Here is a 23,793-nt window from a genome sequence, read left to right as displayed (position 1 = left end):
CAGCGTCAGACGTGGATAAGAGACAGGGCATGAACGCTCCCACCCCGCCCCCCGCACCCGTGGTCTCCGGCAACGATCCGCTGCGCGAGCCGGCGCTGTACATCAACCGCGAGCTGTCGCAGCTGGACTTCAATTTCCGCGTGCTGGCGCAGGCGACGGACGAGCAGGTGCCGCTGCTGGAGCGGCTGCGCTTCCTGTGCATTTCCTGCACCAACCTGGACGAATTCTTCGAGATCCGCGCAGCGGCGGTGCGCCACGCACAGGAATTCGGCCTGCCGCCGGCGCCGGACGGGTTGAGCCCGCAGGAAATCCTGACCGCCATCCACGACCGCGCCGCCGAACTGGTGGAGCAGCAATACCGCTGCTGGAACGAGGTGCTGCGCCCGGCCCTGCAGGAAGCGGGCATCGGCATCCTCTCGCCCTCGACCTGGACCGCGCGCCAGCGCCGCTGGCTGCGCGCCTATTTCCGCAACGAGATCATGCCGGTGCTCTCGCCGCTGGGGCTGGATCCGTCGCATCCGTTCCCGAAGATCCTCAACAAGTCGCTGAACATCGTCGTCGTGCTCAAGGGCACCGACGCCTTCGGCCGCGCCGGCCACCTGGCGCTGGTGCGCGCGCCGCGCTCGCTGCCACGCATCATCCAGCTGCCCAGATCGCTGGGCGGCACTCAGGACTTCGTGCTGCTCTCGGCGGTGCTGTCCACCTTCGTCAACGAACTGTTCCCCGGCATGGACGTGCGCGGCGCCTACCAGTTCCGCGTCACCCGCAACTCCGAGCTGGTGGTGGACGAGGAAGAAGTAGAGAACCTGGCGCTGGCGCTGCGCGACGAACTGGTCGACCGCGGTTACCGGCCGGCGGTGCGGCTGGAGATCGCCCACGACTGCCCGCGCCCGATCGTGCAGACCCTGCTGCAGAACTTCGGCCTGTCCGAGAACGCGGCCTACCGCATCGACGGCTCGGTCAACCTCAACCGCGTCATCCAGGTCTACGACCTGGTGCAGAGGCCGGACCTGAAGTACCCGCCGATGACCCCACGCGTGCTCAAGACGCCGGAGGGCATCTTCGAGATGGTGGCGCGCGACGACGTGCTGCTGCACCACCCGTTCGATTCGTTCAGCACCGTGCTGGAGCTGATCCGCGAAGCGGCGGTGGACCCGAACGTGCTGGCGATCAAGCAGACGCTGTACCGCACCGGCAAGGATTCGGGGATCGTCGAGGCGCTGATCCAGGCCGCGCGCAACGGCAAGGACGTGACCGTGGTGGTGGAGCTGCGCGCGCGCTTCGACGAGGAGGCCAACCTCGGCCTCGCCGATCGCCTGCAGGATGCCGGCGTGCAGGTGGTCTACGGCGTGGTCGGCTACAAGACCCACGCCAAGATGCTGCTGATCGTGCGCCGCGAAGGCCGCAAGCTGCGCCGCTACGTGCACCTGGGCACCGGCAACTACCACAGCGGTACCGCGCGCGCCTACACCGACCTGAGCCTGATCACCGCCGATCCGGACATCGGCAACGACGTGCACCAGTTGTTCCAGCAGCTGTCCGGGCTGGCCTCGAAGATGAAGCTGGAGTGCCTGCTGCAGTCGCCTTTCACCCTGCATGCCGGCCTGCTGCAGAGGATCGAGCGCGAGACCCGGCTGGCCCTGGACGGCAAGCCGGGGCGCATCATCGCCAAGATGAACGCGCTCAACGAGCCGCAGGTGATCCGCGCGCTGTATGCCGCCTCGCAGGCCGGCGTGCAGATCGACCTGATCGTGCGCGGCACCTGCACCCTGCGGCCCGGCGTGGAAGGGGTATCGGACAACATCCGCGTGCGTTCGATCGTCGGCCGCTTCCTGGAGCACAGCCGCGTCTACTGGTTCGGCAACAACGGCGCGCCGGAACTGTTCTGCGCCAGCGCCGACTGGCTGGAGCGCAACCTGCTGCGGCGCGTGGAGACCTGCTTCCCGATCCTGGACAGCGATCTGGCCCGGCGCATCTACCGCGAGGTGCTGCAGAACTACCTGGACGACAACCTCAACGCCTGGGAGCTGCAGGCCGACGGACGCTACCGCAAGTGCTCGCCGCAGCCCGGGCAGCCGCCGCATTCGGCGCAGCAGGCGCTGCTCGAAGCGCTGTAGGACGCCTGCGGCCCCGGTGTAGGAGCGGCTTCAGCCGCGAACAGGCTTTCCCGGCCATCCAAACCGGCGTTGCGGGCGGAAACATCGGTGGGAAGTCCCCTTCGCGGCTGAAGCCGCTCCTACGCAAGGCGCCGTCCGCATCGCGCGGGGTGACACGCGCCCCCGACCATCCACTACCATTCCGCCATGCCCCAGTCCTCCCAGACCTTCCCCCCCCTGCAGGACGGCGACCTGCTGGCCGCCATCGACCTGGGCTCCAACAGCTTCCACATGGTCATCGCCCGCTACCTGCTCGGCCAGCTGCGGGTGGTCGACCGCCTGCGCGAGACCGTGCGCATGGCCGACGGGCTCGACGGCAAGGGCGGGCTGTCGGCCGAAGCCCGGCAGCGCGCGCTCGAATGCCTGGCCCGCTTCGGCCAGCGCATCCGTAACATCCCGCCGTACCGCGTGCGCGCGCTGGCCACCAACACCGTGCGCCAGCTGCGCTCGCCGCTGTCGTTCCTGATGCCGGCCGAAACCGCGCTGGGCCACGCCATCGAGGTGGTCAACGGCCGCGAGGAAGCGCGCCTGATCTATCTGGGCGTCGCCCATGCGCAGCCGCCCAAGCCGGGTCAGCGCCGGCTGGTGATCGACATCGGCGGCGGCTCCACCGAGTTCATCATCGGCAGCGGCATGCAGCCGCTGGAACGCGAGAGCCTGCAGGCCGGCTGCATCGCCAGTACCCGCCGCTTCTTCCCCGGCGGCAAGCTGAGCAAGAAACGCTGGAAGGACGCGCTGACCGAGATCGGCGCCGAGTTCCAGCCGTTCGCCGCCAAGTACCGGGCGCTGGGATGGGACGAGGCGCTGGGCTCGTCCGGCACCCACAAGGCGATCAGCGAGATCTGCGCGGCGATGAAGCTGAGCAAGGGCGCGATCACCGCCCAGGCGCTGCCGCTGCTGCGTGATGAACTGCTGCGCGCCAAGCACATCGACGACATCAACCTGCCGACCCTGGCCAGCGAACGCCGGCCGATCATCGCCGGCGGCGTGCTGGTGCTCGAGGCCGCCTTCCAGTCACTGGGCCTGCAGAAACTGCTGGTCAGCAAGGCGGCGATGCGCGAGGGCATCCTCTACGACATCATGGGCCGCGCCAGCGACAACGATCCCCGCGACGAATCGGTGGCCGCGCTGACCCGGCGCTACGACATCGACGCCGCCCAGGCGCTGCGCGTGGAAGCCACCGCCCAGCGCCTGTTCGAGCAGGTCGCCGACAGCTGGAAGCTGGATTCGGACGACGCACGCATGCTGGGCTGGGCCGCGCGCCTGCACGAGCTGGGGCTGATGATCGCCCACAGCGGCTACCACACCCATGGCAGCTACGTGATCGAGCACTCGGACATCGCCGGCTTCTCGCGCCAGGAACAGCAGATGCTGGCCGCATTGATCCGTACCCATCGCCGCGGCGTGCCCAAGACCGCCTTCGACGCCCTGCCCGACCGCCTGCTGCTGCCGGCCCGGCGTACCGCCGCGCTGTTGCGGCTGGCGGTGCTGCTGCACCGCTCGCACGAGGACGACCCGATCCCGACGCTGGAACTGAGCGTGGACGGCGACGCCCTGTCGCTGGTGCTGGACAAGACCTTCATCGATGCCCGCCCGCTGCTGCGCGCCGATCTGGTCGGAGAGAACGAGGGCATGGCCAGTCTGGGCATCGTTTTTCGGCCGTTCGTCGCCTGACATCCGGGCCCCAGGCGCTGTCATACGCCTGGCATCCCGCTGACACCCACCTGCCACAGCCCGCCGCCACTCTTTGCGCCAAAAGGGAGGCCGCCATGCGCTATGCCATCGTCACCGAGACCTATCCGCCGGAGGTCAACGGCGTTGCCCTGACCGTGCAGAGCCTGGAGCGCGGCCTGCGCGCCCGCGGCAACGACGTGGACGTGGTGCGTCCCCGCCAGCCGCAGGACGCCGCCCAAGCGCATGAGCTGCTGGTGCAAGGCGTGGCGCTGCCGCGCTATCCCGGCCTGCGTTTCGGGCTTCCGCTGCCCTACCGACTGGCGCGGCACTGGCGCCGGCAGCGTCCCGACGCGGTCTATATCGCCACCGAAGGCCCGCTGGGCTGGTCGGCGCTGCGCGCCGCGCGCCGGCTCGGCATCCCGGTCGCCACCGGCCTGCATACCCGCTTCGACACCTACCTGCCCGATTACGGCGCGGCCTGGCTGCAGCCCGTCGCTCTGCGCTGGATGCGCCGCTTCCACAACCAGGGCGATGCCACGCTGGTGCCCACCCGCGAACTGCAGGGCTTCCTGGAAGGCAATGGCTTCCAGCACCCGCGCCTGCTGGCGCGCGCGGTGGATGCCTCGCAGTTCACCCCGCGGCAACGCGATGAAGAACTGCGCCGGACATGGGGGCTGGAAGCGCACGGGTTGGCGGTGATCCATGTCGGCCGCATCGCCGCGGAAAAGAATCTGGGCCTGGCGATACAGGCGTTCCGCCGGATCCAGCAGCAGCGCCCGGACGCACGTTTCGTCTGGGTCGGCGACGGACCGCTGCGCGGGCGCATCGCGCAGGAGAATCCCGACTTCGTCTTCTGCGGCATCCAGCGCGGACGGGAACTGGCGCGCCATTTCGCCAGCGGCGACCTGTTCCTGTTCCCGAGCCGCAGCGAGACCTTCGGCAACGTCACCCTGGAAGCCATGGCCAGCGGCGTGGCCACGGTCGCCTTCAACTACGGCGCCGCACGTGAACATCTGCAGAGCGGGTACAGCGGCGTGGCCGTGGACAACGACGAGAACTTCATCGACGCGGCGCTGCGCCTGGCCGGCGACGACACCCTGCGCACACCGCTCGGAGCCAATGCCTGCCTGGCGATGCAGCGGCTGCACCCGGACCACGTGGTCGCCGAATTCGAGGCACTGCTGCACGAACTGTCGCAACGGAGACGTGCCCATGCCCTTGCTGCCGCCTGACGGCCTGCTCGCCCGCGAAACCCGCTGGTGCCGGCGGGCGAACCACTACTGCCGCCGTCGCCGCATCCGCACCCTGTTCGCGGTCGTCAGCCGCCTCGGCGACGGCGTGTTCTGGTACCTGCTGATGGGCGCGCTGGTGCTGGCAGACGGCATGGACGGCCTGCGCGCATCGGCGCACATGGCCGCCACCGGCGTGGTCGCGCTCACCCTGTACAAGGCACTCAAGCGCTGGACCCGGCGCCCGCGCCCGTTCGCCGCCGACCTGCGCATCCGCGCCTGGGTGGCGCCGCTGGACGAATACAGCTTCCCCTCCGGCCACACCCTGCACGCCGTGTCGTTCAGCGTGGTCGCACTGGCCTACTACCCGTGGCTGGCGCCGCTGCTCCTGCCGTTCACCGCAGGCGTGGCGCTGTCGCGCGTGGTGCTCGGCCTGCACTATCCCAGCGACGTGCTGGCCGCTACCGGCATCGCCCTGCTGCTGGGGACCGCCTCGCTGCAGCTGATGCCGCTGCCGTTCTGAGGAGAGGGGCGGCCACCGGCCAGAAGCGCGCATCTGCCGACGACCCTGCGGATGCCGGCCAGCGGCCGGCACTGCCGGATGTGTCCGGAGGAATGCCCCCGAGTCGGGAAGCGGCGGGGAGATGGCCGATGGCAGGCGCGCCCTCGGAGTGCGGCGCAGACCGCGGAGCAGCAGTGCGACTGCGATGACGCGTCTTCGCGCAGTTGGCCGGCACCGCCGATGGGGTCGCGGTATTGCCCCTACAATGGCCGCCATGACCACGCTGTTCATCTCCGATCTGCATCTGGACCCCAGCCGTCCGGCCATCACCGAACTGTTCCTGGATTTCCTGCGCGGGCAGGCACGGCAGGCCGAGGCGCTGTACATCCTCGGCGACCTGTTCGAGGCCTGGATCGGCGACGACACGCCCTCCGCCGCCGCCGATGCGGTCGCCGCCGCGCTGCGCGAACTGGCCGACGCCGGCGTGCCGGTATTTTTCATCCGCGGCAACCGCGACTTCCTGGTCGGCGAGGACTATGCCCGCCGCGCCGGCATGCGCATCCTGCCCGACCCCTGCGTGATTCCGCTGTACGGCAAGCCGGTGCTGCTGCAGCACGGCGACCTGCTGTGCACCGACGACACCGCCTACCAGGCGTTCCGCGCGCAGACCCGCGACCCGGCCTTCATCGCCCAGTTCCTCGCGCAGCCGCTGGAAGCGCGCATCGCCTTCGCACAGAAGGCGCGCGCGGCCAGCCAGGCGCACCAGTCGGAGATGAAGGAAGGCGACCGCGCCCGGTTCGAGACCGTCACCGACGTGGCCCCGGCCGAAGTCGTCGCCACGTTCCGCCGCTATGGCGTGGACACGATGATCCACGGCCACACCCACCGCCCCGCCGTGCACCGCGTGCAGGCCGGCGACGCCAGCTGCACCCGCATCGTGCTCGGCGACTGGTACGAACAGGGATCGGTGCTGCGGGTTGATGCCGCTGGCTATCAGCTGCAGGCCTTGGTTCCATAGGCCCAAGCCGCTACGGCAAAGCGCTACCATCGACGGACCAATCTGGTCGGGAGGGTGGACATGGCACGAGCGGCAGTCTGGATCTGCACGATGTTGGCGGCGGTTGCCGCTACCGGAATGGAAGCCGCACAGGCCGGCAATGCGGACCAGCCGGTCCCGTTCAAGACCAAGGCGACGGTCTGGCTGGACGAACAGGGCGTTCCGCAGCAGGTTGAAACGCCGGAACAGCTTCCCTCGGCAATCCGCCAGGCCATCGGCGCGCAGATCAAGGAATGGCGCTTCGAGCCCGCCACCGTCGGCGGCCAGGCAAGGAGTGGTGTCACCCACCTGATGCTCGATGCCTGTGCCGTCGAGGGCGCGGCCGGCCAATTGAATCTGGCGCTGGGCTACGTCTATGGCGGTCCCGTGAACAGCCAGAACGCCGCCGGCCTGACGCCACCGCCCCGCTATCCCGTCGACGCGGTCCGCTCGCGCATCCAGGGGACATGGATGGTGACGTACGAGGTACTGCCCGACGGCACCGCGCGATGGATGTCCGTCGACCCGCAGGGCGACACCAATCCGAAGAGGCTCGGTTATTTCGAGCCGGCCCTGCGCCAGTGGGTAAGCCAGCTGCGCTACACGCCGGAGGAAGTGGATGGCCATGCGATAAGCACGGTGGTCCGCATCCCGGTCGGCTTCAGTCTCGACACCAGCCCCAAACCCGCCTCCCGGAAAGAAGAAGCCCGTACCGGCAGGGAATGCGTTGCCGCGATGCAGGCCGAGTCGTCCATGCGGACGGCCAGCGATACGCAGTTCAAGCTGATCAGCGGCGGCAGTTGAGCGGCGATTGCGGCGGCGCCGGCTGTTGCAGGCAGCCGACGCCGCCATGCCGGACGCGACCGCATGCAAGTCTCTTTATTGCGCCGGCAACGCCTTGCGCTGGACTTCGAGGATCGGCAGGCCCGCCTCGGCGGGAAGGCAGATGGCCTGGTTCGGCGTGGTCTTGAGCGCGTCGATGTAGCAGTAGCGTAGACGCCCTTCGTTGCCCTTGAGGCTGTCGCCGATGATGCGGTTGGCTTCGGCCACACCCTCCCGGCACGCTCGATCTACACGACGACCAGCGCGACGCTGGCGTCCCATGCGGCTTCGGCTTCAGGCACGGCGATGCGGCGATTGCTCCCGGCTTCGCCCAGGGTCGCCTTGCCGCGCAGTTCCTGCACCTACACTCGCCAGCGTGGCTACCCGCCGAGCAGGATCAGCGCCAGCGACACCCGCGCGCTTGCCCGGCCGTAACCATGTTCGTATCGCCGCATGGCTTCCCCCTTCGTTCACCGGCGGCCGGAGCATGGCCGGTTCTCCGACTCATCCGCGGCTGGCCAAGGCTCACTGCGGCGGCGGCGGAGACGCCGGGTCGAACGCGCATCCCTTCGCGGTCTTTCCCTCCAGCAGCCACGACACGCTGAACGGATATGCCGTGTCGGACATGCCGTCCGAACAGGGCCCGTGGCGCACGTCCAGGCGGAACGGCTGGCCGCGCTCCTCGCCCGACAGGTGCAGGCCGTCGGCGTCGATGCTGCGCGTGGCCTGCAGCCGGCGCGGCGCATCCATCGTTTCCGGCGTGGTGTAGGCCAACGCCCCGCCTTCCACCTTCACGCCCCAGAACGGCTCGACGCCCGCCGCCTGCAGGTTCGCCGGAAACGTGTCCATGCCCGGGTCCACCTGCGCCGCGGCCGCTTCGCGCGCGGGAGTATCGGCGTCCGGCGCGGCGGGGCTGCATGCGGCAAGCATCGCCATGGGCAGGATCGTCAACAGGAGACGGAAGGGAGGCATGCGGTTCTCCAAGGCTGTGGGGCACGATGGCCGCCATCGTCGCATGCACCGGGTAAACATCATGCGATCCGTGCGGCACGATCATCTGCGGCGTCAGGCGGCGAGGTCGCCCCTGCCCGGCTTCATCATCCAGCCTGTTCGACCAGATCCGCCAGTTCGTCGGCGTCGAAACCGGCCAGCAGACGGGCTTCGAGGTTGAAGGGGCCGTGCAGGTAACCGCCGGCGTATTCGCGCAGCAGTTCCTTGAACCGCGCACGCGGTTCGACGCCGGCGCGCTCGCAGTACCAGCGGTACCAGCGCGAGCCGGCGGCGACGTGCGCCACTTCCTCGCGCAGGATCACTTCCAGTACGTCGGCGGTGGCATCGTCGCCGAGCGAACGCAGCTTGGCGATCATCGCCGGTGTCACGTCGAGGCCACGCGCTTCCAGCACGCGCGGCACCAGCGCCATGCGCGCCAGCCCGTCGTGCGCGGTTTTCTCGCACATTTCCCACAGGCCGTTGTGCGCCGGGAAATCGGCGTAGTCGTGCCCATGCGCCAGCAGACGCTCGCGCAGCAGCAGGAAGTGGCGCGATTCGTCGTCGGCGCAGCTCACCCAGTCGGCATGGAAACTGCCCGGCAGCCCGCGGAAGCGGTACACCGCATCCCAGGCCAGGTCGATGGCGTTCAGTTCGATATGGGCGATGGCGTGGATGAAGGCCGCGCGGCCTTCCGGGCTGCCGAGGCCGCGACGCGGCAGGTCGCGCGGATGCACCAGCACCAGCCGCGCAGGACGGCCGGGCATGCGGATCGGCTCGGGATCAACCGCGTTTGCCGGCAGCTTGAGCTTGCCCGCGCGGAACCGTGCGGCGTAGTGCTGGGTGAGGGCGGCTTTTTCGAGCGGGTCGGCTTCGGCGAGGCAGATGCGGGCTGCATCGAGCAGGTTTGCGGCCTGCCCCTTCCCTTCCTGGGGAAGGTGGCGCGCAGCGCCGGAAGAGGATTGGGTTTCCAGGAGGTTTTCTGCTTGTTGCATTGTCATCGGCATCCAGACCTCGCTGCCTCGTTCGCGCCGCGGCCCACGCCAGCGGCGTGGGCGCTCGATCACATGCGCGCCGGTGGCGCGCAAGCCCTGCGATTCCGCCCCGATGGAAGAAGGGCTTGCAGCGCTGACGGGGTCAGGCGCGACGCTTGTTCTTGGCCTCGTCCGAACGCAGCTGCTGGATGCGCTCGAAGTAACCCGGTTCGATGCCGGTGACGTAGTGGCCGTCGAAGCAGGACGAATCGAACGCCTTCAGTTCCGGATTGCCCTCGCGCACCGCCGCCTCAAGGTCTTCCAGGTCCTGGTAGACCAGCCAGTCGCAGCCCAGGTGCTTCTCGATGTCCTCGACGCTGCGCTCGTGCGCCACCAGTTCCTCGGCGGCGGGCATGTCGATGCCGTAGATGTTGGGGTGGCGCACCGGCGGAGCCGCGCTGGCCAGGTAGACCTTGCGCGCGCCGGCGTCGCGCGCCATCTGCACGATCTGCTGGCTGGTGGTGCCACGCACGATCGAGTCGTCCACCAGCAGCACCACGCGGTTGCGGAACTCCAGGTGGATCGGGTTGAGCTTGCGGCGCACCGACTTAACGCGCTCGCCCTGCCCCGGCATGATGAAGGTGCGGCCGACGTAGCGGTTCTTGACGAAGCCCTCGCGGTACTTCACGCCGAGCACGTTGGATATTTCCAGCGCCGCGTCGCGCGAGGTGTCCGGGATCGGGATGATGGTGTCGATGTCGTGGTCGGGCCTCAGGCGCAGGATCTTCTCGCCCAGCTTCTGGCCCATGCGCATGCGCGCCTTGTGCACCGACACGTTGTCGATCATCGAATCCGGGCGCGCGAAGTACACGTATTCGAAGATGCACGGCGTCTGCTGGGTGGTGGTCGCGCAGACTTCGGCGAACAGCTCGCCGCGCTCGGTGATCACCACCGCCTCGCCCGGGGCGACATCGCGCACGCGCTCGAAGCCGAGCACGTCCAGCGCCACCGATTCGGAGGCCACGATGTACTCGTCGCCTTCGGCATGGCTGCGCTTGCCCAGCACCAGCGGGCGGATGCCGTGCGGGTCGCGGAAGGCGACCAGGCCCAGGCCCAGCACCAGGCTGACCACCGCATAGCCGCCCTTGCAGCGCCGGTGCACGCCGGCCACGGCGCGGATCGCCGCTTCCGGGGTGAGCATGCGCTGCGCGTCCAGTTCGTAGGCGAACACGTTCAGCAGCACTTCGCTGTCCGAATCGGTGTTGATGTTGCGGCGGTCGGCCTCGAACACCTGCTGGCGCAGTGCCTCGGTGTTGATCAGGTTGCCGTTGTGCGCCAGCGCGATGCCGTAAGGCGAGTTGACGTAGAACGGCTGCGCCTCGTCCGTGCCTTCCGAACCGGCGGTCGGGTAGCGCACGTGGGCGATGCCGATGCGGCCCTTGAGCACTTCCATGCGGCGCTCGTCGAACACGTCGCGCACCAGCCCGTTGCCCTTCTCCACCCGCAGCCGGGTGCCGTGCGCGGTGGCGATGCCGGCCGCATCCTGGCCGCGGTGCTGGAGGACGGTCAGGCCGTCATAGAGCTGCCCGGCGACGTTCTGGTTGCCGACGATTCCGACGATGCCACACATGTTGCGCGATCTCCGCTGGGCCGTGGCCCGGTTAACGTGAAGGAGGCCGTGCCTGGCCCGATGGCCCGGTCCGCGCCGGACCGGGGTGATCCGGGCGCACCTGCGCCGGATCGATGTTGGAAGGCCACGCCTTCGCCGGGTCCTGGCGGCTGCCTCCGATCGCGGCCGGCCGGGCGTCTTCGGCCCCTTCCGGCATCGCTCGCGGCAGTCCGCTGCCCGCTTCATGTTCGCTGAGCGCGGCATTATCGCCTGCCAGCACCGCCTTGCCCAAGTCCAGCAGCGGATGTTCCGTAACGGCGGGCAGTTCCGGCAGACGCTCGCGCAGCCAGTCGGCCGGCGACCGCAGCCAGGAAGCCACCTGCGAACGCCGCCACTCCTCGCCGTCGGCCACCGGGGTGAAGCCCAGCACCAGCACCGCCAGCACGGCCAGCAGCACGCCGCGGACGATGCCCAGGCCGAAACCGAGCAGGCGGTCCGGCCCCTTGAGCAGCAGGGTGGAGTCGACCACCCCGCGCAGCAGCATGCCGATCGCAGAGACTGCCAGCAGCACGCCGAAGAAGGCGATGGCATGACCCGCGGCGTACTGGCCCATGCTCGGCACAGCACCGCCGCTCAGCATCAGCGTGGCGGCATGGCCGAAACGGAACGCAGCCCACCCGGCCAGCAGCCAGCCCAGCACGCCGAACACGGTGGCCAGCAGGCCGCGCATCAGCCCGAACAGGGCCGATACGGCGATCAGCCCCAGCAGCAGCAGATCGATCACGGGCGGCGCTGCCGGGGCATCAGATGTGGGAGCGCATCAGGGATGCGGCCGGACCATACCGGCGATGCCGACCTTCGCCGCGACCTGCGCCTTGAGCTGCTCGGCTTCGGCGCGGTTGGCCACCGGCCCGACGCGGACGCGGTTGAGCACGCCGTTGTCGGTGCGCACCTGCTCGACGAAGGCGCTGAAGCCGGCCGCACGTACCTTGTCGCGCAGCGCGTTGGCGTCGGCCGGCTGGCCGAACGCGCCCAGCTGCACGGCGAAACCGACATTGCTGGCCGCCGGCGCGGCCGGTGCGGTGGAGACCGTGGTGGTGGTGCGCTCGGGCACGGCGGGCCTGGGGGCTTCCGGCTTTGGCGCGGCGGGTTTGGGCTGGGCTTCCGGCCTGGGCGCAGCGGCCACCGGCTTGGCGGGCTCCGGCGGCAGGGGCTCGCTGCGCACCGCCGGCGTCGCCGCTGCGGGTGCCGGCGCCGTTGCCGGAGCGGTCTTTGCGGCGACCGGCGCGGCGGGTTCCTTGTCCGCGTCGAGCACCACGACCTGCGCGTTCACGTCGCTGGGGACCTTGCCCGCTTCCAGGCGGATCAGTTCGGCCTGCGCACGGTCGGCGTAGGGACCGATGCGCACGCGCCAGACCGGGCGCCCGTTGATGGTGTCCTGCTGGCGGAAGCCCGGCAGGTTCGACTTCTTCAGATGGGCGATCACCGCGTCGGCATCGGCCTCGGTCGCGTAGGCACCGAAATTCACCACGTAGTTGCCGGCGGCCGCGGTCGGCGGCAACGCACCCGTTTCCGCTGCCGGGGATGCGGCTTCGGCCACGGGCTGTGCAGCCGGCATGCCGGTGGCGCTGCCCGAGGCCAGCGCGTTGGGCGCGACCAGCGGCAGCTCGCGGGTTTCGAACTGGCCATCGGCAGGTGCGTCGGGCGCGCGCAGCGGCACGTCCTGCACGCCGCTGTCCGGCGCCGGCCCCTTGACCAGCATGGGCAGGAAGATCACGGCCAGGGCCACCAGGACGATGGCGCCAATCAATCGCTGTTTCAGGGGAGTATCCACGGCAAGGCGTATGGGCGGCAGGGCGGAATGTCCGGCGATTATATGCGGCGCCATCGCAGGACGACGCCGCCGCAGCTGAACGGGAAGGAGCGTCGCCGGCGCGCCGCTGCGGCCTTCCGGTCACCGCCGCAGCAGCGGCAACACCTCGGCCACGGTATGGAAGGAACCGAACACCAGTACGCGATCGCCGCGGCGGGCATGCTCCAGCGCGGCGGCCAGCGCCTGCTCGACATCCGCGCAGGTGGCGGCGCCAGCGGCGGCGGTGCCGGCCAGCCGCCCGCGCAGTTGCGTGGCGCTTTGCCCGCGCGCGCCTTCCAGCCCGGCCAGGTACCAGCGGTCGATGCGCGCCTGCAGGGCCGCGACCACGCCAGGCGCATCCTTGTCCGCCAATGCCGCGTACACCGCCAGGGTGCGCCCGGCGGCGGGACGTGCCTGCAGCGCAGCGCCGAGGGCGGCGGCGGCCTGGGGGTTGTGGCCGACATCGACCAGCACCTCCACTCCGTCGCGCTCGAACCGCTGCAGGCGCCCGGCGATCTGCGCCGCGGCCACGCCCTGCGCCCATGCCGTACGCGGCACCGGGCGGTCCAGCGCGCGCAGCGCGGCGATGGCGGCGGCCGCATTCGCCCGCTGCACCGGCGCCCACAGCGCCGGCTGCGGCAGTTCGATGCGGAAGGACACGTCGCGCCAGCGCCAGGTGTCGGCATCGATGGCTTCGGCGAAGAAATCGCTGCCGAAACGGATCGCGTTGGCGCCCAGCACGTAGGCGCGGCGCAGCACGCTGGACGGCGGATCGATCTCGCCCAGGATCACCGGCTTCCAGCCGCGGATGATGCCGGCCTTCTCCGCGCCGATGGCCTCGCGTTCGCTGCCCAGCCAGTCGGCGTGGTCGATGTCCACGGTGGTGATGACCGATACGTCGGCATCGACGATGTTGACCGCGTCCAGGCGCCCGCCCAGCCCAACTTCCAGCACGGCCAGGTCCAGGCCGGCGCGCGCGAACACCCACAGCGCGCACAGCGTGCCGTATTCGAAATAGGTCAGCGCGGTGTCGCCGCGGGCATCCTCGACGGCGTTGAAGCCGGCCACCAGCGTGGCGTCGTCGACATCCGCACCGTCGATGCGCACACGCTCGTTGTAGGCCAGCAGGTGCGGCGAGGTGTAGGCGCCCACCGTCCAGCCGGCGGCGCGGGCGATGGCCTCGACGAAGGCCACCGTCGAGCCCTTGCCGTTGGTGCCGCCGACCACGATGCAGCGCTGCGCCGGACGCTCCAGGCCCATGCGCGCGGCCACCTCGCGCACGCGCTCCAGGCCCATCGCGATGGGCTGCGGATGCTGGCGGTCGATATGGGCGAGCCACTGTTCGAGCGTGGCGGGACGTGCGGAGGACATGCGGGATTCCAGGGGGCTTCAAGTGCCGCGCGGGTCGGCGGCAAGGCCGGCCATGATACCGCCGGCGGATGCGGCGCCCGTACCCCCGGACCTGCGCGCTGCCCGTCGGCGGCACGCGCGGGAGCGGCTTCGGTCGCGCCGAGGCTTTCCGGGCAATGCTTCTTCGCGACTGAAGCCGCTTCTTGCGAGGCGGCTCGCGGCGAGAATGCGCCGGAGTCCACGCGGGACCCAGGGCAGCAAGAAGCGGCCTACGGCCCCTGCGTGGAGACACCGGCGACCAGCTGCGGCCGCTGCCGGTCGCGGCGTGCGCGCAGTTCCGCCAGCGACTGGCGGCAGGCTTCCAGGTCGTTGCCGCACAGCACGCTGGTGACCACGAAGCGATACCGGCCGTCGCTGACCAGGCGGTTGCGCACCATCATCGCGTCTTCCAGCTGGAACAGGCTCAGGCCCTCTTCGTCGTGCAGCCAGAAGTTCGCCTGCCGGTCGTACCGGCGGACCAGCGCCAGCGGGCCGATCGTGGCGATCGCTTCGGGAATCTGCAGGAAACCGATCGGATACGGGTCGGCGATGTAGCCGGGCAGCATGCCGTCGGCATCAAGTGCCGGCATCGGCGCCCGGCCACTGCTGCGTTCCTCGAAGAACGGATCGCGTGGCCGCCTTCCAGTCTGCGCCGGCATGTCCCCGGGCAGCGGTTCGAACGCGAACGGCAGCCGGTAGCGCGGCTGGCCGCGGTATTGCGGCGGCACGGTCCAGGCACGGGCCGCCGCCAGCGCCGCCGCGTCCAATGCCGCCACGCCGGACGGCTGTTCGACGCGCGCTCCCGACACCCGCCCACAGGCGTCGGTCTCGATGATCGCGTTGATCGTGTAGCCGAGCAGCCGCCAGAGTTCGGAAGGCGGATAGGACGGTGCGCGGTTTTCCTGCGCGGCGTAGGGCGGACAGGCATCGGCCGGCTGCTGCGCGACCACCGGCACTGGCAGCAACGCCGACAGCGCGACGGGCAGCCAGCGCATCCGCGCCCGTGGGCGTGCCATCACAGCGCCCGGTGCTTGGCCTCGCCGAAAAACGGGGTGTGGTGCGCGCAGTCGTTCAGCCGCACCACTTCCAGGCGTTCCACGTCCGCGCCTTCGAGCAGGTTCAGCGTGGTCGGCGCCTGGCGGAAGCTCCACAGCTTGCCGATCGGCAGGCCCAGCACCTTGCACAGGATCACGCGGTTGACCGCGTCGTGCGCGACCACCAGCAGCGTGTCGTCCTCGCCCAGTCCCTCGGCGGCCCGGGCCAGTCCGCGCCAGCTGCGGTCCAGCACCTGCCGCAGCGATTCGCCGCCGGGCATCAGCACGGTATCCGGCTCCTCGCGCCAGGCGCGCAGGCGCGCCGGATCCCGGTCGTTGATTTCACTGGCGAGCAGCCCTTCCCATTCGCCATGGGCGATCTCCTGCAGGTCCGCATCGGTCTGCAGCATCGACTCGCGGGCGCTGCCCAGCGCGGCACGCGCGGTGCTCTGCGCGCGCGACAGCGGCGAGGCCACCGCGCGCGCGATCTCGATCGACTGCAGGCGCTCGCCCAGCGCCCTTGCCTGCGCCTCGCCCACCGGCGAAAGGGGAATGTCGATCTGGCCCTGGTAGCGGCCTTCGGCGTTCCACGGCGTTTCACCGTGGCGGGCAAGCAGGATGCGCATGCAGTTGGGAGTCCGTGGCGGGGCCCGCATCATAGCCTGTCGCCGCCGTGGCGCAGGCTACGGTTGCCTGCGTTACGAATCGATGGCGACTCTCCAGCGCCGCATCGAGCAATTGCAGCCCCGCGCATTTGCCAGCCGACGACAGGGGTTACCATGGCGACCCCATCGGCCGCATGGCATGACGCCCACATGAGGGCCAGTACTTCCTCCGCCCGCAACGTGGCATGAGCAGCGACCCGGTTTCCGTCCCTTCCATCCGCCGGCCCTGGAACGAACGCCTGCAGCCGTGGGCGGCCGCCTTCCTGAGCGCGCTGCTGCACCTGCTGGTGCTGCTGCTCCTGCTGCACTCCACGCCGCCGGTGGTGACCACGCCGCAGGGAATGGCCGGCGGTGGCCGGGTCAAGGTGGATTTCGTCGGCGAAGCGCCGCCCTCCCCACCCACCACCCGCATGCCTCCGGGGCCGAAACCGGTGGATGACCGCAAGCGGCCTTCCAGGCCGGTGGCGCGCCGGCAGGCCGATACGCGCAAGCCAGTGCCGGAGGCCAGGTACATCGAACCTCCGGCCGAACCGGAACACAAGCAGGACAGGAGCGAGGAGCCCCCCACGTCCGAGTCGGCGCGGGCCTCGGCCACGAGCCCGCCTGAGAGCGTCCAGCGCCGGCCGCAGACCTGGACCGGGCGTCCGCCGGGCTGGCAGCCCAAGGAAACCGCGCCCGACGACGGACGCTCTGCCGGGCCGCTCAACCGCAACGGCTACCGCAACGACATGGCCGCCGGCGAGCCGGCCATGGAAGTGGGCGGCTACCAGATCATCTACGACCTGCTCGCCGAGACGCGGCTGCGCACCTGGATGGAGCAGGGCATGAAGGAACTGTCCATCCCCCTGCCCGGCACCAGCTACCTGATGGTCTGCCCGGCGGAAGTCGCGCTCAAGCGCGGCTCCAGCAAGTGCCGCCTGCTCGCCCCCGACGCACCGGAGCTGCAGTCCATCGGCGATGCCCGCCAGGTCGTCACGGTGATGTACGTATACCGGCGCGGGGAACTGGTCTGGCGCGGGCCCGGTCCGTACCGCTGATTCCACGCAGCCAGGGGTGGTGCCCCGCTCTGCAAGGCAGCTGCGGTTCCGTGGCGGCGGGCGGCACCGGTCAGGATTTGTCGGCGAAGCCCCAGCGGGGCGGTGCACCGCTCTACACGGCGGCCGCGGGTCTGTAGCGCCGCGTGGCGCCCGGCGGGGATTTACCGGCGAGGCCCCAGCGGGGCGATGCCCCGCTCTACACGGCGGCCGCGGTTCTGTAGCGCCGGGCGACGCCCGGCGGGGATTTACCGGCAAAGCCCCAGCGGGGCGGTGCACCGCTCTACCGGAGAATGCCGGCCCTGCTCCGCGTGTGTTGGCGGATGCAAAAACCCCGGGCGGTTTCCCGCCCGGGGTTTTCGGACAAACGCAGGCGCGGCTTACTTCGACGCGGCGTCCAGTTCCTTCAGCAGCTGCGGCGCCGGCGCCACTTCCTGCATGATCCAGCGCATGTAGCGCTGGTCCACCGAGATCATGCGGGTCATCACCGGGTCGAACACCCAGTTGCTGGCTACCGACTCCCAGATGCCGTCGAACGCCAGGCCGACCAGGCGGCCATGCGCATCCAGCACCGGCGAGCCGGAGTTGCCGCCGGTGATGTCCAGGTCGGACAGGAAGTCCACCGGCACGCTGCCGATGCGCTTGTCTTCCAGGCCGCCGTAGCGCTTGGCCTTGACCGCGTCGAGCAGCGCCTTCGGCGAATCGAACGGATCGACGCCGGTCTCCTTGGCGGCGACGCCTTCGATGGTGGTGAACGGCTGCTGCACCTTGCCATCCAGGCCGGTGTAGCCCTTCACGTTGCCGAAGGTGATGCGCAGGGAGAGGTTGGCGTCCGGATAGACGAACTCGCCCTTGCTCTGCTTGTAGTCGGCGATGGCCTGCAGGAACAGCGGACGCGCCACCAGTTCCTCGCCGATGCGCACCTTGCGCTGGTGCTCGAGGTCCAGCAGCGCCGGCATCACCGCCACCGCGTACTGGATGGCCGGATCGGTGCTGGCCTCGAACGCGGCCTTGTCGGCATCGAGCCACTTCAGGCGCTCGTCCAGGTTGCCCAGCCGGGTGCCGTCCAGGCGCGCCACCGCGGCCCGTACCGCCGCCTCATCGCCGCCGCCGAGCCATTTGTCGAACGCAGGCAGGCGCTGCGCCGCGGGCAGGCCCACGTACTGCTCCAGCCAGTACTGCTGGAACTGGCGATCCATGGCCGCCACGTAACGGCGGTCCATCTGCTTCAGGCCGCCCTCGATGGCCGGCAGGTCGCGCTCCTGGTACCCCTCTTCGCGCTGCGCGTCCGGCTTGCTCTTCTCGATGGCCAGGCGGTACAGGCGCACCGCGGTGCCCAGGATGCCGGTGCGGTTGAGCATGCCCAGGTCCATGTCGCGGGCCTGATTGGCGCGGGCCTTCCGGCCCAGCGCCTGCAGCTGCGCATGGGCATCGAGCGCCGGCTTGCCGGCGGCGCCCTGGCCGCGCAGCCATTCCAGCACGGCGGCCTCCTCGCGCTGCTTGTGCGCCAGCACGTTGTTGCGCTTGAAGCCGTCCAGCTGGCCGTCGTAGTTCTTGCTGGTGTTGTTCCAGCTGGCCATGTTCGCGGCGTACTTCACCGCGATGTCCTGGTTGCCCTTGCTGGCCGCCTCGACCAGCGCGATCTGGTCCTTGTAGGCCTTGGCGATGGTCGGGTAGGTCCAGTTGGCGGTGTTCTCGAACTCGCTGACCAGCGCGTAGCGGTCGGTGCGCCCCGGGTAACCGGCCACCATCACGAAATCGCCCTCGCCCAGCGGCTGCTCGGCCAGCTTCAGCCAGTGCTTGGGCTGGTAGGGCACGTTGTCGGCCGAGAACGCGGCCGGCTTGCCGTCCTTGCCCACGTAGGCGCGGTAGAAAGAGAAGTCGCCGGTGTGGCGCGGCCACATCCAGTTGTCGACGTCGCCGCCGAACTTGCCGACGCTGCCCGGGGGCGCATAGGCCAGGCGCACGTCCTTGATTTCCAGGTTCTTGAACAGGCGGTAGGTGTTGCCGCCGGAGAAGCTGTACAGCGTGCAGCTGTAGCTGTCGTCGGCCTCGCACTCGGCCACCAGCTTCTTCTCCAGTGCTTCCAGCGCTTCGGTGCGCTTGAGCGGATCGTTGCCGGCGCCGGCGATGGCGGCCCTGGCCTGCGGAGTGACATCGGTAATGTCATCGAGCACGTAGATGCGCGCGTTCGGGCCGGCGCTCAGCTCATCCTTGAAGCTGGCCGCGCTGAAGCCGTCCTTGATCAGGTTCTTCTCGGCGGTGGAATTGAGCTGGATGGCGCCATAGGCGCAGTGGTGGTTGGTCGCCACCAGGCCCTGCGGCGAGACGAAGCTGGCGGTGCAGCCGCCCAGCGCCACCACCGCGCCCATCGGGTCGCCGGTCAGGTTGCTCAGCTGCAGCGGGTCCAGCTTCAGCCCGGCCTTCATCAGCGGCCCGGCGATCTGCGGCAGCTGCTGCGGCACCCACATGCCCTCGGCGGCAGAAGCCGCCTGGGCCAGGCCAAGCCCGGCGACCACGGAAAAAGCGAGAAGATTCAGACGCATGAGACGGTTCCCCGATCGATGTAAACGTCGATTGTAGCGGTTGCAACCGTTGTCGCCGCCCCTGTCCTCCGGTACGGGCGGTTACGGCCGAAAGCATATAATCGGCGCTCTTTCCCACTGCGGTTTTCGGCAATGACACAGAACACGATGCGCGCGCTGGTGAAGCGCGAGGCGACCAAGGGCATCTGGATGGAAGAAGTGCCGGTACCGGTGCCCGGTCCCAACCAGGTCCTGATCAAGCTGGAGAAGACCGCCATCTGCGGCACCGACCTGCACATCTACCTGTGGGACGAGTGGAGCCAGCGCACCATCAAGCCGGGCCTGACCATCGGCCACGAGTTCGTCGGCCGCATCGCCGGGATCGGCCCGGGCGTGACCGGCTACGAAATCGGCCAGCGCGTCTCGGCCGAAGGCCACATCGTCTGCGGCCATTGCCGCAACTGCCGCGGCGGCCGCCAGCACCTGTGCCCGAACACCGTCGGCATCGGCGTCAACGTCAACGGCGCCTTCGCCGAGTACATGGTGATGCCGGCCACCAACCTGTGGCCGATCCCGGACCAGATCCCGTCGGAGCTGGCCGCGTTCTTCGACCCCTACGGCAACGCCGCGCACTGCGCGCTGGAGTTCGACGTGATCGGCGAGGACGTGCTGATCACCGGCGCCGGCCCGATCGGGATCATCGCCGCCGGCATCTGCAAGCACATCGGCGCGCGCAACGTGGTGGTCACCGACGTCAACGACTTCCGCCTGAAGCTCGCCGCCGACATGGGCGCCACCCGCGTGGTCAACGTCGCCAACCAGTCGCTGAAGGACGTGATGGCCGAGCTGCACATGGAAGGCTTCGACGTGGGCCTGGAGATGAGCGGCAACCCGCGCGCCTTCAACGACATGCTCGACTGCATGTACCACGGCGGCAAGATCGCCATGCTCGGCATCATGCCCAGGGGCGCCGGCTGCGACTGGGACAAGATCATCTTCAAGGGCCTGACCGTGCAGGGCATCTACGGCCGCAAGATGTACGAGACCTGGTACAAGATGACCCAGCTGGTGCTGTCCGGCTTCCCGCTGGGCAAGGTGATGACCCACCAGCTGCCGGTGGACCGCTTCCAGGAAGGTTTCGACCTGATGGAACAGGGCAAGGCCGGCAAGGTCGTGCTGAGCTGGAACTGAGGCCTGCCGGCGGGTTTCATGGGGAAACCCCACCGGGCAGCGCCCGGTGCTGCATGGAAAAGGCGCCGCAAGGCGCCTTTTCCGATTGCGGGCGACAAACGACCCGCAGCGCAAGGCATCGTGAACTTCCGTATCCGCGCAAGGTCACATAGCCGTTCCCACGCATGGAGCTACCCGCATATGGACACGCTGTTTCTTTTGGCCGCCCTGCTCGCCTCTCCAGTTGCGGACACCTCTGCATGCCCGCAGATTCCATCATTGCCTGCGCTTGCCTGCGAAGCCACGCCACACGGTTGGTTCTATGCGGACTCCGCACAGGCCGCCCGGCGAGCCGCCGATGACGGCGCCGCCGCCGCGGCCACCTTCCAGCGTTATCTGGGGCGCGCCGCTCCCGCCGGCGCCACGGTAGTCAGCGCCCATTTCCCGAAAGCGCAGCAGGATCTGTTCGCCTCCCAGCATGCCCTGCCTTATCTGCGTGCCTGGATACCGGCCGAAGCCAAGGCGGCCATGATCGAAGAAAGCCTTCGCAAGAGCATGCCCGGCCTGCCGGACGAACAGGTGCGTGCGATTGCCCTTCGCACCAGCCAGAGCGGCGGCGACGTACTACGCCACGAACTGGGCCATTCCCTGTACCAGTCCGCGTTCTGGCCGCGCTCCACGCCGGACGGCTCACGCTATGCAACCCCCGCCCCTGACTGGCTGGACGAAGCCTGCGCCATCCTGATGGAACCGGAAGCGATGTTGGCCGACCGCCGCTCCCAGTTCCGCGCCTTGCTGCGGGAAGCGGCGGCGCAGGTCCATCCGCCGAGCGAATTCCTGGCCAGCCCGCACCCCCTCGCCGGGGCGGACTATCGCGCCCAGCTTGCCGCGCGCAACGGGAGCCAGGCTGCCAACAGCGTCATGACGGCGACATTGTCCGGCGACACCGCCCAAGCCCACGCCGCGTTCTATCTGCAGAGCCTTGCGGTCGCCGACTTCCTGATCGAACGCAGCGGCAGGCAGGACCTGCTGGGCGAAATCAGCCAGGCATTGGCCGATGGCATGAACTTCGACGCCTGGCTGGCGGCAAACGGTCCACGCCATCGCCTGGGTGCCGATATCGAGGCGCTCGACCGGAACTGGCTGGCCTGGGTGGATGCGCAGCGCCACACCATGGCGCCGTGACGGAGCATCGTCCCGGAAACGACAAAGGCGCCATGCGGCGCCTTTGTCATTGCGGCAGTGTCGTCCGCGCTCAGCGCGCGATCTTCACCGTCAGCACCACGCGGCTGTCGGCCAGCTTGCCAAAGTTGTCGCGGCCCTTGCCGTCGGTGCCGTAGTAGCCCAGCGAGACGTTGGCGATGCCGAAGCTGCGGCCGACGCCCACGCCCCAGTCGGTGTAGTCCTGCGCCACGTCGCGGTCGTTGAACACGCTGCGGCCGACGTTGGCGTCGAGGGTGAAGTCGTTCGGCAGGCCCCACTCGCCGCCCACGCCGTAGTACCAGCCGGTGGTGCTGCTGCCCCACACATCGTTGGTGTAGCTGACGTTGACCTTCCAGTTCTGGGCGATGGTGGTGGTGGTGACCAGCTCGTTGTAGGCCATCTCGCTCGCACCCGGGTAGGTGTAGCGGTTGAGCAGGACATCGACATTGACCTTGTCGGCGATGTCGAAGCCATAGCCGACGAAGTAGTCCACTTCGACGTCGGGGCTGCCTTCGCCGAAATCCACGCCGGAGGCGAAGCTGCCGACATAGAGGCCGCTCGACGTGGTCCAGGTGACGCTGCCCTGCACGGTCGGCTTCTCATCGGTCTGCGAGGCGCCGCGGAACAGGTAGTCCGACACTGCGCTGACTTCCCAGCTGATGGGCGACGCCGCATCTTCGGCGCAGGCGGCGAACGGGATGGACATCAGGGCAGCACAGGCAACGGCGGCAAGGCGCTTGCAGGGAATCATGCGGGTCTCCGGGAATGGGGATCGGCGCCGCCATGGCGCAGAATTCACGAATTCTTAACCAAAAAGCACCGCAGCGCCAGAGTTCCGTGCCGGTATCCCCGGATCCGGCCTCCCGCGCCAACCCTCGCTAACCGCCGGCGGACGCCGGAAACACCCCATGGCGCCGCGCCGCCAGCGCGACGACCTGTCCCGCCGCATAGGCGGGCGCATCGGGCGGCAGTTCGACCTCCACGTCCACCTCCGCGGCAGACGTGCGCAGGCGCGCCCGCAGCCGTGCCCGGGCGCCGCTGCGCTGCACCGACAGCACCGTGCCCACCCAGTCGCCGGCATCGCCGACGCGCATGTCTTCCGGGCGTACATAGACTTCCAGTGCGGCCGCCTCGGGCAGGCTCGCCGGCCGCGGCAAGCGCGCGCCCGCGACGTCCAGCACGTCGCCTTCGACCCGCGCCGGCAGGCGGTTGGCTTCGCCGACAAAGCCATATACGAAGGGCGAGGCCGGCCGGTCGTAGACCTCGCCCGGGCTGCCGACCTGCTCGATGCGGCCGCGGTTGAGGATCGCCACGCGGTCGGCCAGCTCCAGCGCCTCTTCCTGGTCGTGGGTGACGAATACCGTGGTCAGCCCGGTGCGGTCGTGCAGTTCGCGCAGCCAGCGGCGCAGGTCGCGGCGCACCTGCGCGTCCAGCGCGCCGAACGGTTCGTCCAGCAGCAGCACGCGCGGCTCGATGGCCAGCGCGCGCGCCAGCGCCACGCGTTGGCGCTGGCCGCCGGACAGCTGCGTCGGATAACGCCCGCCCAGGCCGTCGAGCTGCACCAGCGCCAGCAGTTCCTCCACGCGCGCGTCGATGCGCGCCTTCGGCCAGCGGCCGGCGCCGCGCCGCACTTCCAGGCCGAAGGCGATGTTGGCGCGCACGTCCATGTGCCGGAACAGCGCGTAGTGCTGGAACACGAAGCCGGCGCGGCGCGCCTGCACGCTCAGCGCGGTGGCGTCCTCGCCGTCGAACAGGATGCGGCCCTGCTCCGGCTGTTCCAGCCCGGCGAGCGCGCGCAGCAGGGTGGTCTTGCCCGAACCCGATGGCCCGAGCAGGGCCAGCAGTTCGCCGCTGCGGATGTCCAGGCTGACCCCGTCGAGCGCGGGAAACGCGCCGAAGCGCTTGCCCAGTTGTTGGATGCGGATGTTCATG

The 23,793-nt window shown here is 69.5% G+C and carries 21 protein-coding genes; 9 read left to right on the top strand and 12 right to left on the bottom strand.

What is annotated here, in order from left to right; all coding sequences use genetic code 11:
* Nucleotides 1-29: 29 nt before the first annotated feature.
* The 6 genes from ppk1 (at nucleotide 30) to ABB22_RS16125 (ending at nucleotide 7,401) form a co-directional block, all read left to right on the top strand.
* Nucleotides 30-2,117 carry a polyphosphate kinase 1 gene (ppk1, locus tag ABB22_RS16150; RefSeq protein ID WP_055767652.1) on the top strand — a complete coding sequence of 696 codons (2,088 nt, stop codon included), beginning with the start codon at nucleotides 30-32 and terminating at the stop codon, nucleotides 2,115-2,117.
* 186 nt (nucleotides 2,118-2,303) lie between these two features.
* The gene (ppx, locus tag ABB22_RS16145; protein WP_055767649.1) at nucleotides 2,304-3,830 is read left to right on the top strand and encodes an exopolyphosphatase; all 1,527 of its coding nucleotides are present in this window, start codon (nucleotides 2,304-2,306) and stop codon (nucleotides 3,828-3,830) included.
* A gap of 95 nt (nucleotides 3,831-3,925) precedes the next feature.
* The gene (locus ABB22_RS16140; protein WP_055767646.1) at nucleotides 3,926-5,062 is read left to right on the top strand and encodes a glycosyltransferase family 4 protein; all 1,137 of its coding nucleotides are present in this window, start codon (nucleotides 3,926-3,928) and stop codon (nucleotides 5,060-5,062) included.
* Nucleotides 5,043-5,582: a phosphatase PAP2 family protein gene (locus ABB22_RS16135; RefSeq protein WP_055767643.1), complete on the top strand. Its 540-nt coding sequence runs from the start codon at nucleotides 5,043-5,045 to the stop codon at nucleotides 5,580-5,582. Before ABB22_RS16140 ends, ABB22_RS16135 begins: the two co-directional genes overlap by 20 nt.
* 253 nt (nucleotides 5,583-5,835) lie before the next feature.
* Nucleotides 5,836-6,579, top strand: coding sequence for a UDP-2,3-diacylglucosamine diphosphatase (gene lpxH, locus ABB22_RS16130; protein ID WP_055768499.1), 744 nt, complete (start codon nucleotides 5,836-5,838; stop codon nucleotides 6,577-6,579).
* A gap of 60 nt (nucleotides 6,580-6,639) precedes the next feature.
* Nucleotides 6,640-7,401 carry an energy transducer TonB gene (locus ABB22_RS16125; RefSeq protein ID WP_082443560.1) on the top strand — a complete coding sequence of 254 codons (762 nt, stop codon included), beginning with the start codon at nucleotides 6,640-6,642 and terminating at the stop codon, nucleotides 7,399-7,401.
* Between the two features lie 75 nt (nucleotides 7,402-7,476).
* On the opposite strand, the gene ABB22_RS16120 is transcribed toward ABB22_RS16125, so the two are convergent.
* The 9 genes from ABB22_RS16120 to ABB22_RS16080 all read right to left on the bottom strand — a co-directional run bounded on the left by ABB22_RS16120 (nucleotide 7,477) and on the right by ABB22_RS16080 (nucleotide 15,890).
* Nucleotides 7,477-7,647 (bottom strand): hypothetical protein, encoded by a 171-nt coding sequence (locus ABB22_RS16120; protein WP_200911359.1) that lies wholly within the window; start codon nucleotides 7,645-7,647, stop codon nucleotides 7,477-7,479.
* Nucleotides 7,648-7,944: 297 nt separating this feature from the next.
* The gene (locus ABB22_RS16115) at nucleotides 7,945-8,391 is read right to left on the bottom strand and encodes a COG3650 family protein (RefSeq protein WP_152984224.1); all 447 of its coding nucleotides are present in this window, start codon (nucleotides 8,389-8,391) and stop codon (nucleotides 7,945-7,947) included.
* A gap of 125 nt (nucleotides 8,392-8,516) precedes the next feature.
* Complete coding sequence (locus ABB22_RS16110) at nucleotides 8,517-9,401, bottom strand: ferritin-like domain-containing protein (RefSeq protein ID WP_082443580.1); 885 nt, start codon at nucleotides 9,399-9,401, stop codon at nucleotides 8,517-8,519.
* Between the two features lie 142 nt (nucleotides 9,402-9,543).
* Nucleotides 9,544-11,010: an amidophosphoribosyltransferase gene (purF, locus tag ABB22_RS16105; protein ID WP_055767631.1), complete on the bottom strand. Its 1,467-nt coding sequence runs from the start codon at nucleotides 11,008-11,010 to the stop codon at nucleotides 9,544-9,546.
* A gap of 31 nt (nucleotides 11,011-11,041) precedes the next feature.
* Complete coding sequence (locus ABB22_RS16100; RefSeq protein WP_055767628.1) at nucleotides 11,042-11,773, bottom strand: CvpA family protein; 732 nt, start codon at nucleotides 11,771-11,773, stop codon at nucleotides 11,042-11,044.
* A gap of 36 nt (nucleotides 11,774-11,809) precedes the next feature.
* The gene (locus ABB22_RS16095) at nucleotides 11,810-12,823 is read right to left on the bottom strand and encodes an SPOR domain-containing protein (protein WP_055767625.1); all 1,014 of its coding nucleotides are present in this window, start codon (nucleotides 12,821-12,823) and stop codon (nucleotides 11,810-11,812) included.
* Between the two features lie 120 nt (nucleotides 12,824-12,943).
* Entirely contained in the window at nucleotides 12,944-14,212 is a 1,269-nt protein-coding gene (gene folC, locus ABB22_RS16090) for a bifunctional tetrahydrofolate synthase/dihydrofolate synthase (RefSeq protein ID WP_055767622.1), read from the bottom strand.
* Nucleotides 14,213-14,460: 248 nt separating this feature from the next.
* Nucleotides 14,461-15,246 (bottom strand): TonB family protein, encoded by a 786-nt coding sequence (locus ABB22_RS16085; protein ID WP_082443559.1) that lies wholly within the window; start codon nucleotides 15,244-15,246, stop codon nucleotides 14,461-14,463.
* Nucleotides 15,246-15,890: a histidine phosphatase family protein gene (locus ABB22_RS16080; protein ID WP_055767616.1), complete on the bottom strand. Its 645-nt coding sequence runs from the start codon at nucleotides 15,888-15,890 to the stop codon at nucleotides 15,246-15,248. Before ABB22_RS16080 ends, ABB22_RS16085 begins: the two co-directional genes overlap by 1 nt.
* Before the next feature lie 224 nt (nucleotides 15,891-16,114).
* On the opposite strand from ABB22_RS16080, the gene ABB22_RS16075 reads away from it, so the two are divergent.
* Nucleotides 16,115-16,966 carry a hypothetical protein gene (locus tag ABB22_RS16075; RefSeq protein WP_055767613.1) on the top strand — a complete coding sequence of 284 codons (852 nt, stop codon included), beginning with the start codon at nucleotides 16,115-16,117 and terminating at the stop codon, nucleotides 16,964-16,966.
* A 377-nt stretch (nucleotides 16,967-17,343) separates the two neighbouring features.
* Here ABB22_RS16075 and ABB22_RS16070 read toward each other — a convergent pair whose 3' ends face one another.
* On the bottom strand, nucleotides 17,344-19,509 hold the full coding sequence (locus tag ABB22_RS16070) for a S46 family peptidase (protein WP_055767611.1): 2,166 nt from the start codon (nucleotides 19,507-19,509) through the stop codon (nucleotides 17,344-17,346).
* 147 nt (nucleotides 19,510-19,656) lie between these two features.
* Here ABB22_RS16070 and tdh point away from each other — a divergent pair, with 147 nt between their 5' ends.
* The gene (gene tdh, locus ABB22_RS16065) at nucleotides 19,657-20,679 is read left to right on the top strand and encodes an L-threonine 3-dehydrogenase (RefSeq protein ID WP_152984225.1); all 1,023 of its coding nucleotides are present in this window, start codon (nucleotides 19,657-19,659) and stop codon (nucleotides 20,677-20,679) included.
* 180 nt (nucleotides 20,680-20,859) lie between these two features.
* Complete coding sequence (locus tag ABB22_RS16060; protein ID WP_152984223.1) at nucleotides 20,860-21,843, top strand: hypothetical protein; 984 nt, start codon at nucleotides 20,860-20,862, stop codon at nucleotides 21,841-21,843.
* Nucleotides 21,844-21,913: 70 nt separating this feature from the next.
* Here ABB22_RS16060 and ABB22_RS16055 read toward each other — a convergent pair whose 3' ends face one another.
* Nucleotides 21,914-22,612 (bottom strand): TorF family putative porin, encoded by a 699-nt coding sequence (locus tag ABB22_RS16055; protein WP_055767602.1) that lies wholly within the window; start codon nucleotides 22,610-22,612, stop codon nucleotides 21,914-21,916.
* A gap of 127 nt (nucleotides 22,613-22,739) precedes the next feature.
* Nucleotides 22,740-23,792 carry a sulfate/molybdate ABC transporter ATP-binding protein gene (locus tag ABB22_RS16050; protein WP_055767600.1) on the bottom strand — a complete coding sequence of 351 codons (1,053 nt, stop codon included), beginning with the start codon at nucleotides 23,790-23,792 and terminating at the stop codon, nucleotides 22,740-22,742.
* Nucleotide 23,793 lies beyond the last annotated feature (1 nt).

The sequence above is a fragment of the Stenotrophomonas nitritireducens genome, assembly GCF_001431425.1.
Taxonomy (GTDB): domain Bacteria; phylum Pseudomonadota; class Gammaproteobacteria; order Xanthomonadales; family Xanthomonadaceae; genus Stenotrophomonas; species Stenotrophomonas nitritireducens.
Note: the sequence above shows the minus strand (reverse complement) of the source record. Positions and strands in the feature narration are given on the sequence as shown.

What these genes read in the sequence shown, in the direction of transcription:
- ppx (WP_055767649.1), top strand. Translation starts at nt 2,304, where the DNA reads ATGCCCCAGTCCTCCCAGACCTTCCCCCCCCTGCAGGACGGCGACCTG.
- ABB22_RS16115 (WP_152984224.1), bottom strand. Translation starts at nt 8,391, where the DNA reads ATGCCTCCCTTCCGTCTCCTGTTGACGATCCTGCCCATGGCGATGCTT.
- tdh (WP_152984225.1), top strand. Translation starts at nt 19,657, where the DNA reads ATGCGCGCGCTGGTGAAGCGCGAGGCGACCAAGGGCATCTGGATGGAA.
- ABB22_RS16085 (WP_082443559.1), bottom strand. Translation starts at nt 15,246, where the DNA reads ATGGCACGCCCACGGGCGCGGATGCGCTGGCTGCCCGTCGCGCTGTCG.
- ABB22_RS16080 (WP_055767616.1), bottom strand. Translation starts at nt 15,890, where the DNA reads ATGCGCATCCTGCTTGCCCGCCACGGTGAAACGCCGTGGAACGCCGAA.
- ABB22_RS16135 (WP_055767643.1), top strand. Translation starts at nt 5,043, where the DNA reads ATGCCCTTGCTGCCGCCTGACGGCCTGCTCGCCCGCGAAACCCGCTGG.
- ABB22_RS16125 (WP_082443560.1), top strand. Translation starts at nt 6,640, where the DNA reads ATGGCACGAGCGGCAGTCTGGATCTGCACGATGTTGGCGGCGGTTGCC.
- ppk1 (WP_055767652.1), top strand. Translation starts at nt 30, where the DNA reads ATGAACGCTCCCACCCCGCCCCCCGCACCCGTGGTCTCCGGCAACGAT.
- ABB22_RS16060 (WP_152984223.1), top strand. Translation starts at nt 20,860, where the DNA reads ATGGACACGCTGTTTCTTTTGGCCGCCCTGCTCGCCTCTCCAGTTGCG.
- ABB22_RS16110 (WP_082443580.1), bottom strand. Translation starts at nt 9,401, where the DNA reads ATGCAACAAGCAGAAAACCTCCTGGAAACCCAATCCTCTTCCGGCGCT.
- lpxH (WP_055768499.1), top strand. Translation starts at nt 5,836, where the DNA reads ATGACCACGCTGTTCATCTCCGATCTGCATCTGGACCCCAGCCGTCCG.
- ABB22_RS16140 (WP_055767646.1), top strand. Translation starts at nt 3,926, where the DNA reads ATGCGCTATGCCATCGTCACCGAGACCTATCCGCCGGAGGTCAACGGC.
- ABB22_RS16050 (WP_055767600.1), bottom strand. Translation starts at nt 23,792, where the DNA reads ATGAACATCCGCATCCAACAACTGGGCAAGCGCTTCGGCGCGTTTCCC.
- ABB22_RS16055 (WP_055767602.1), bottom strand. Translation starts at nt 22,612, where the DNA reads ATGATTCCCTGCAAGCGCCTTGCCGCCGTTGCCTGTGCTGCCCTGATG.
- ABB22_RS16070 (WP_055767611.1), bottom strand. Translation starts at nt 19,509, where the DNA reads ATGCGTCTGAATCTTCTCGCTTTTTCCGTGGTCGCCGGGCTTGGCCTG.
- ABB22_RS16075 (WP_055767613.1), top strand. Translation starts at nt 16,115, where the DNA reads ATGAGCAGCGACCCGGTTTCCGTCCCTTCCATCCGCCGGCCCTGGAAC.
- folC (WP_055767622.1), bottom strand. Translation starts at nt 14,212, where the DNA reads ATGTCCTCCGCACGTCCCGCCACGCTCGAACAGTGGCTCGCCCATATC.
- purF (WP_055767631.1), bottom strand. Translation starts at nt 11,010, where the DNA reads ATGTGTGGCATCGTCGGAATCGTCGGCAACCAGAACGTCGCCGGGCAG.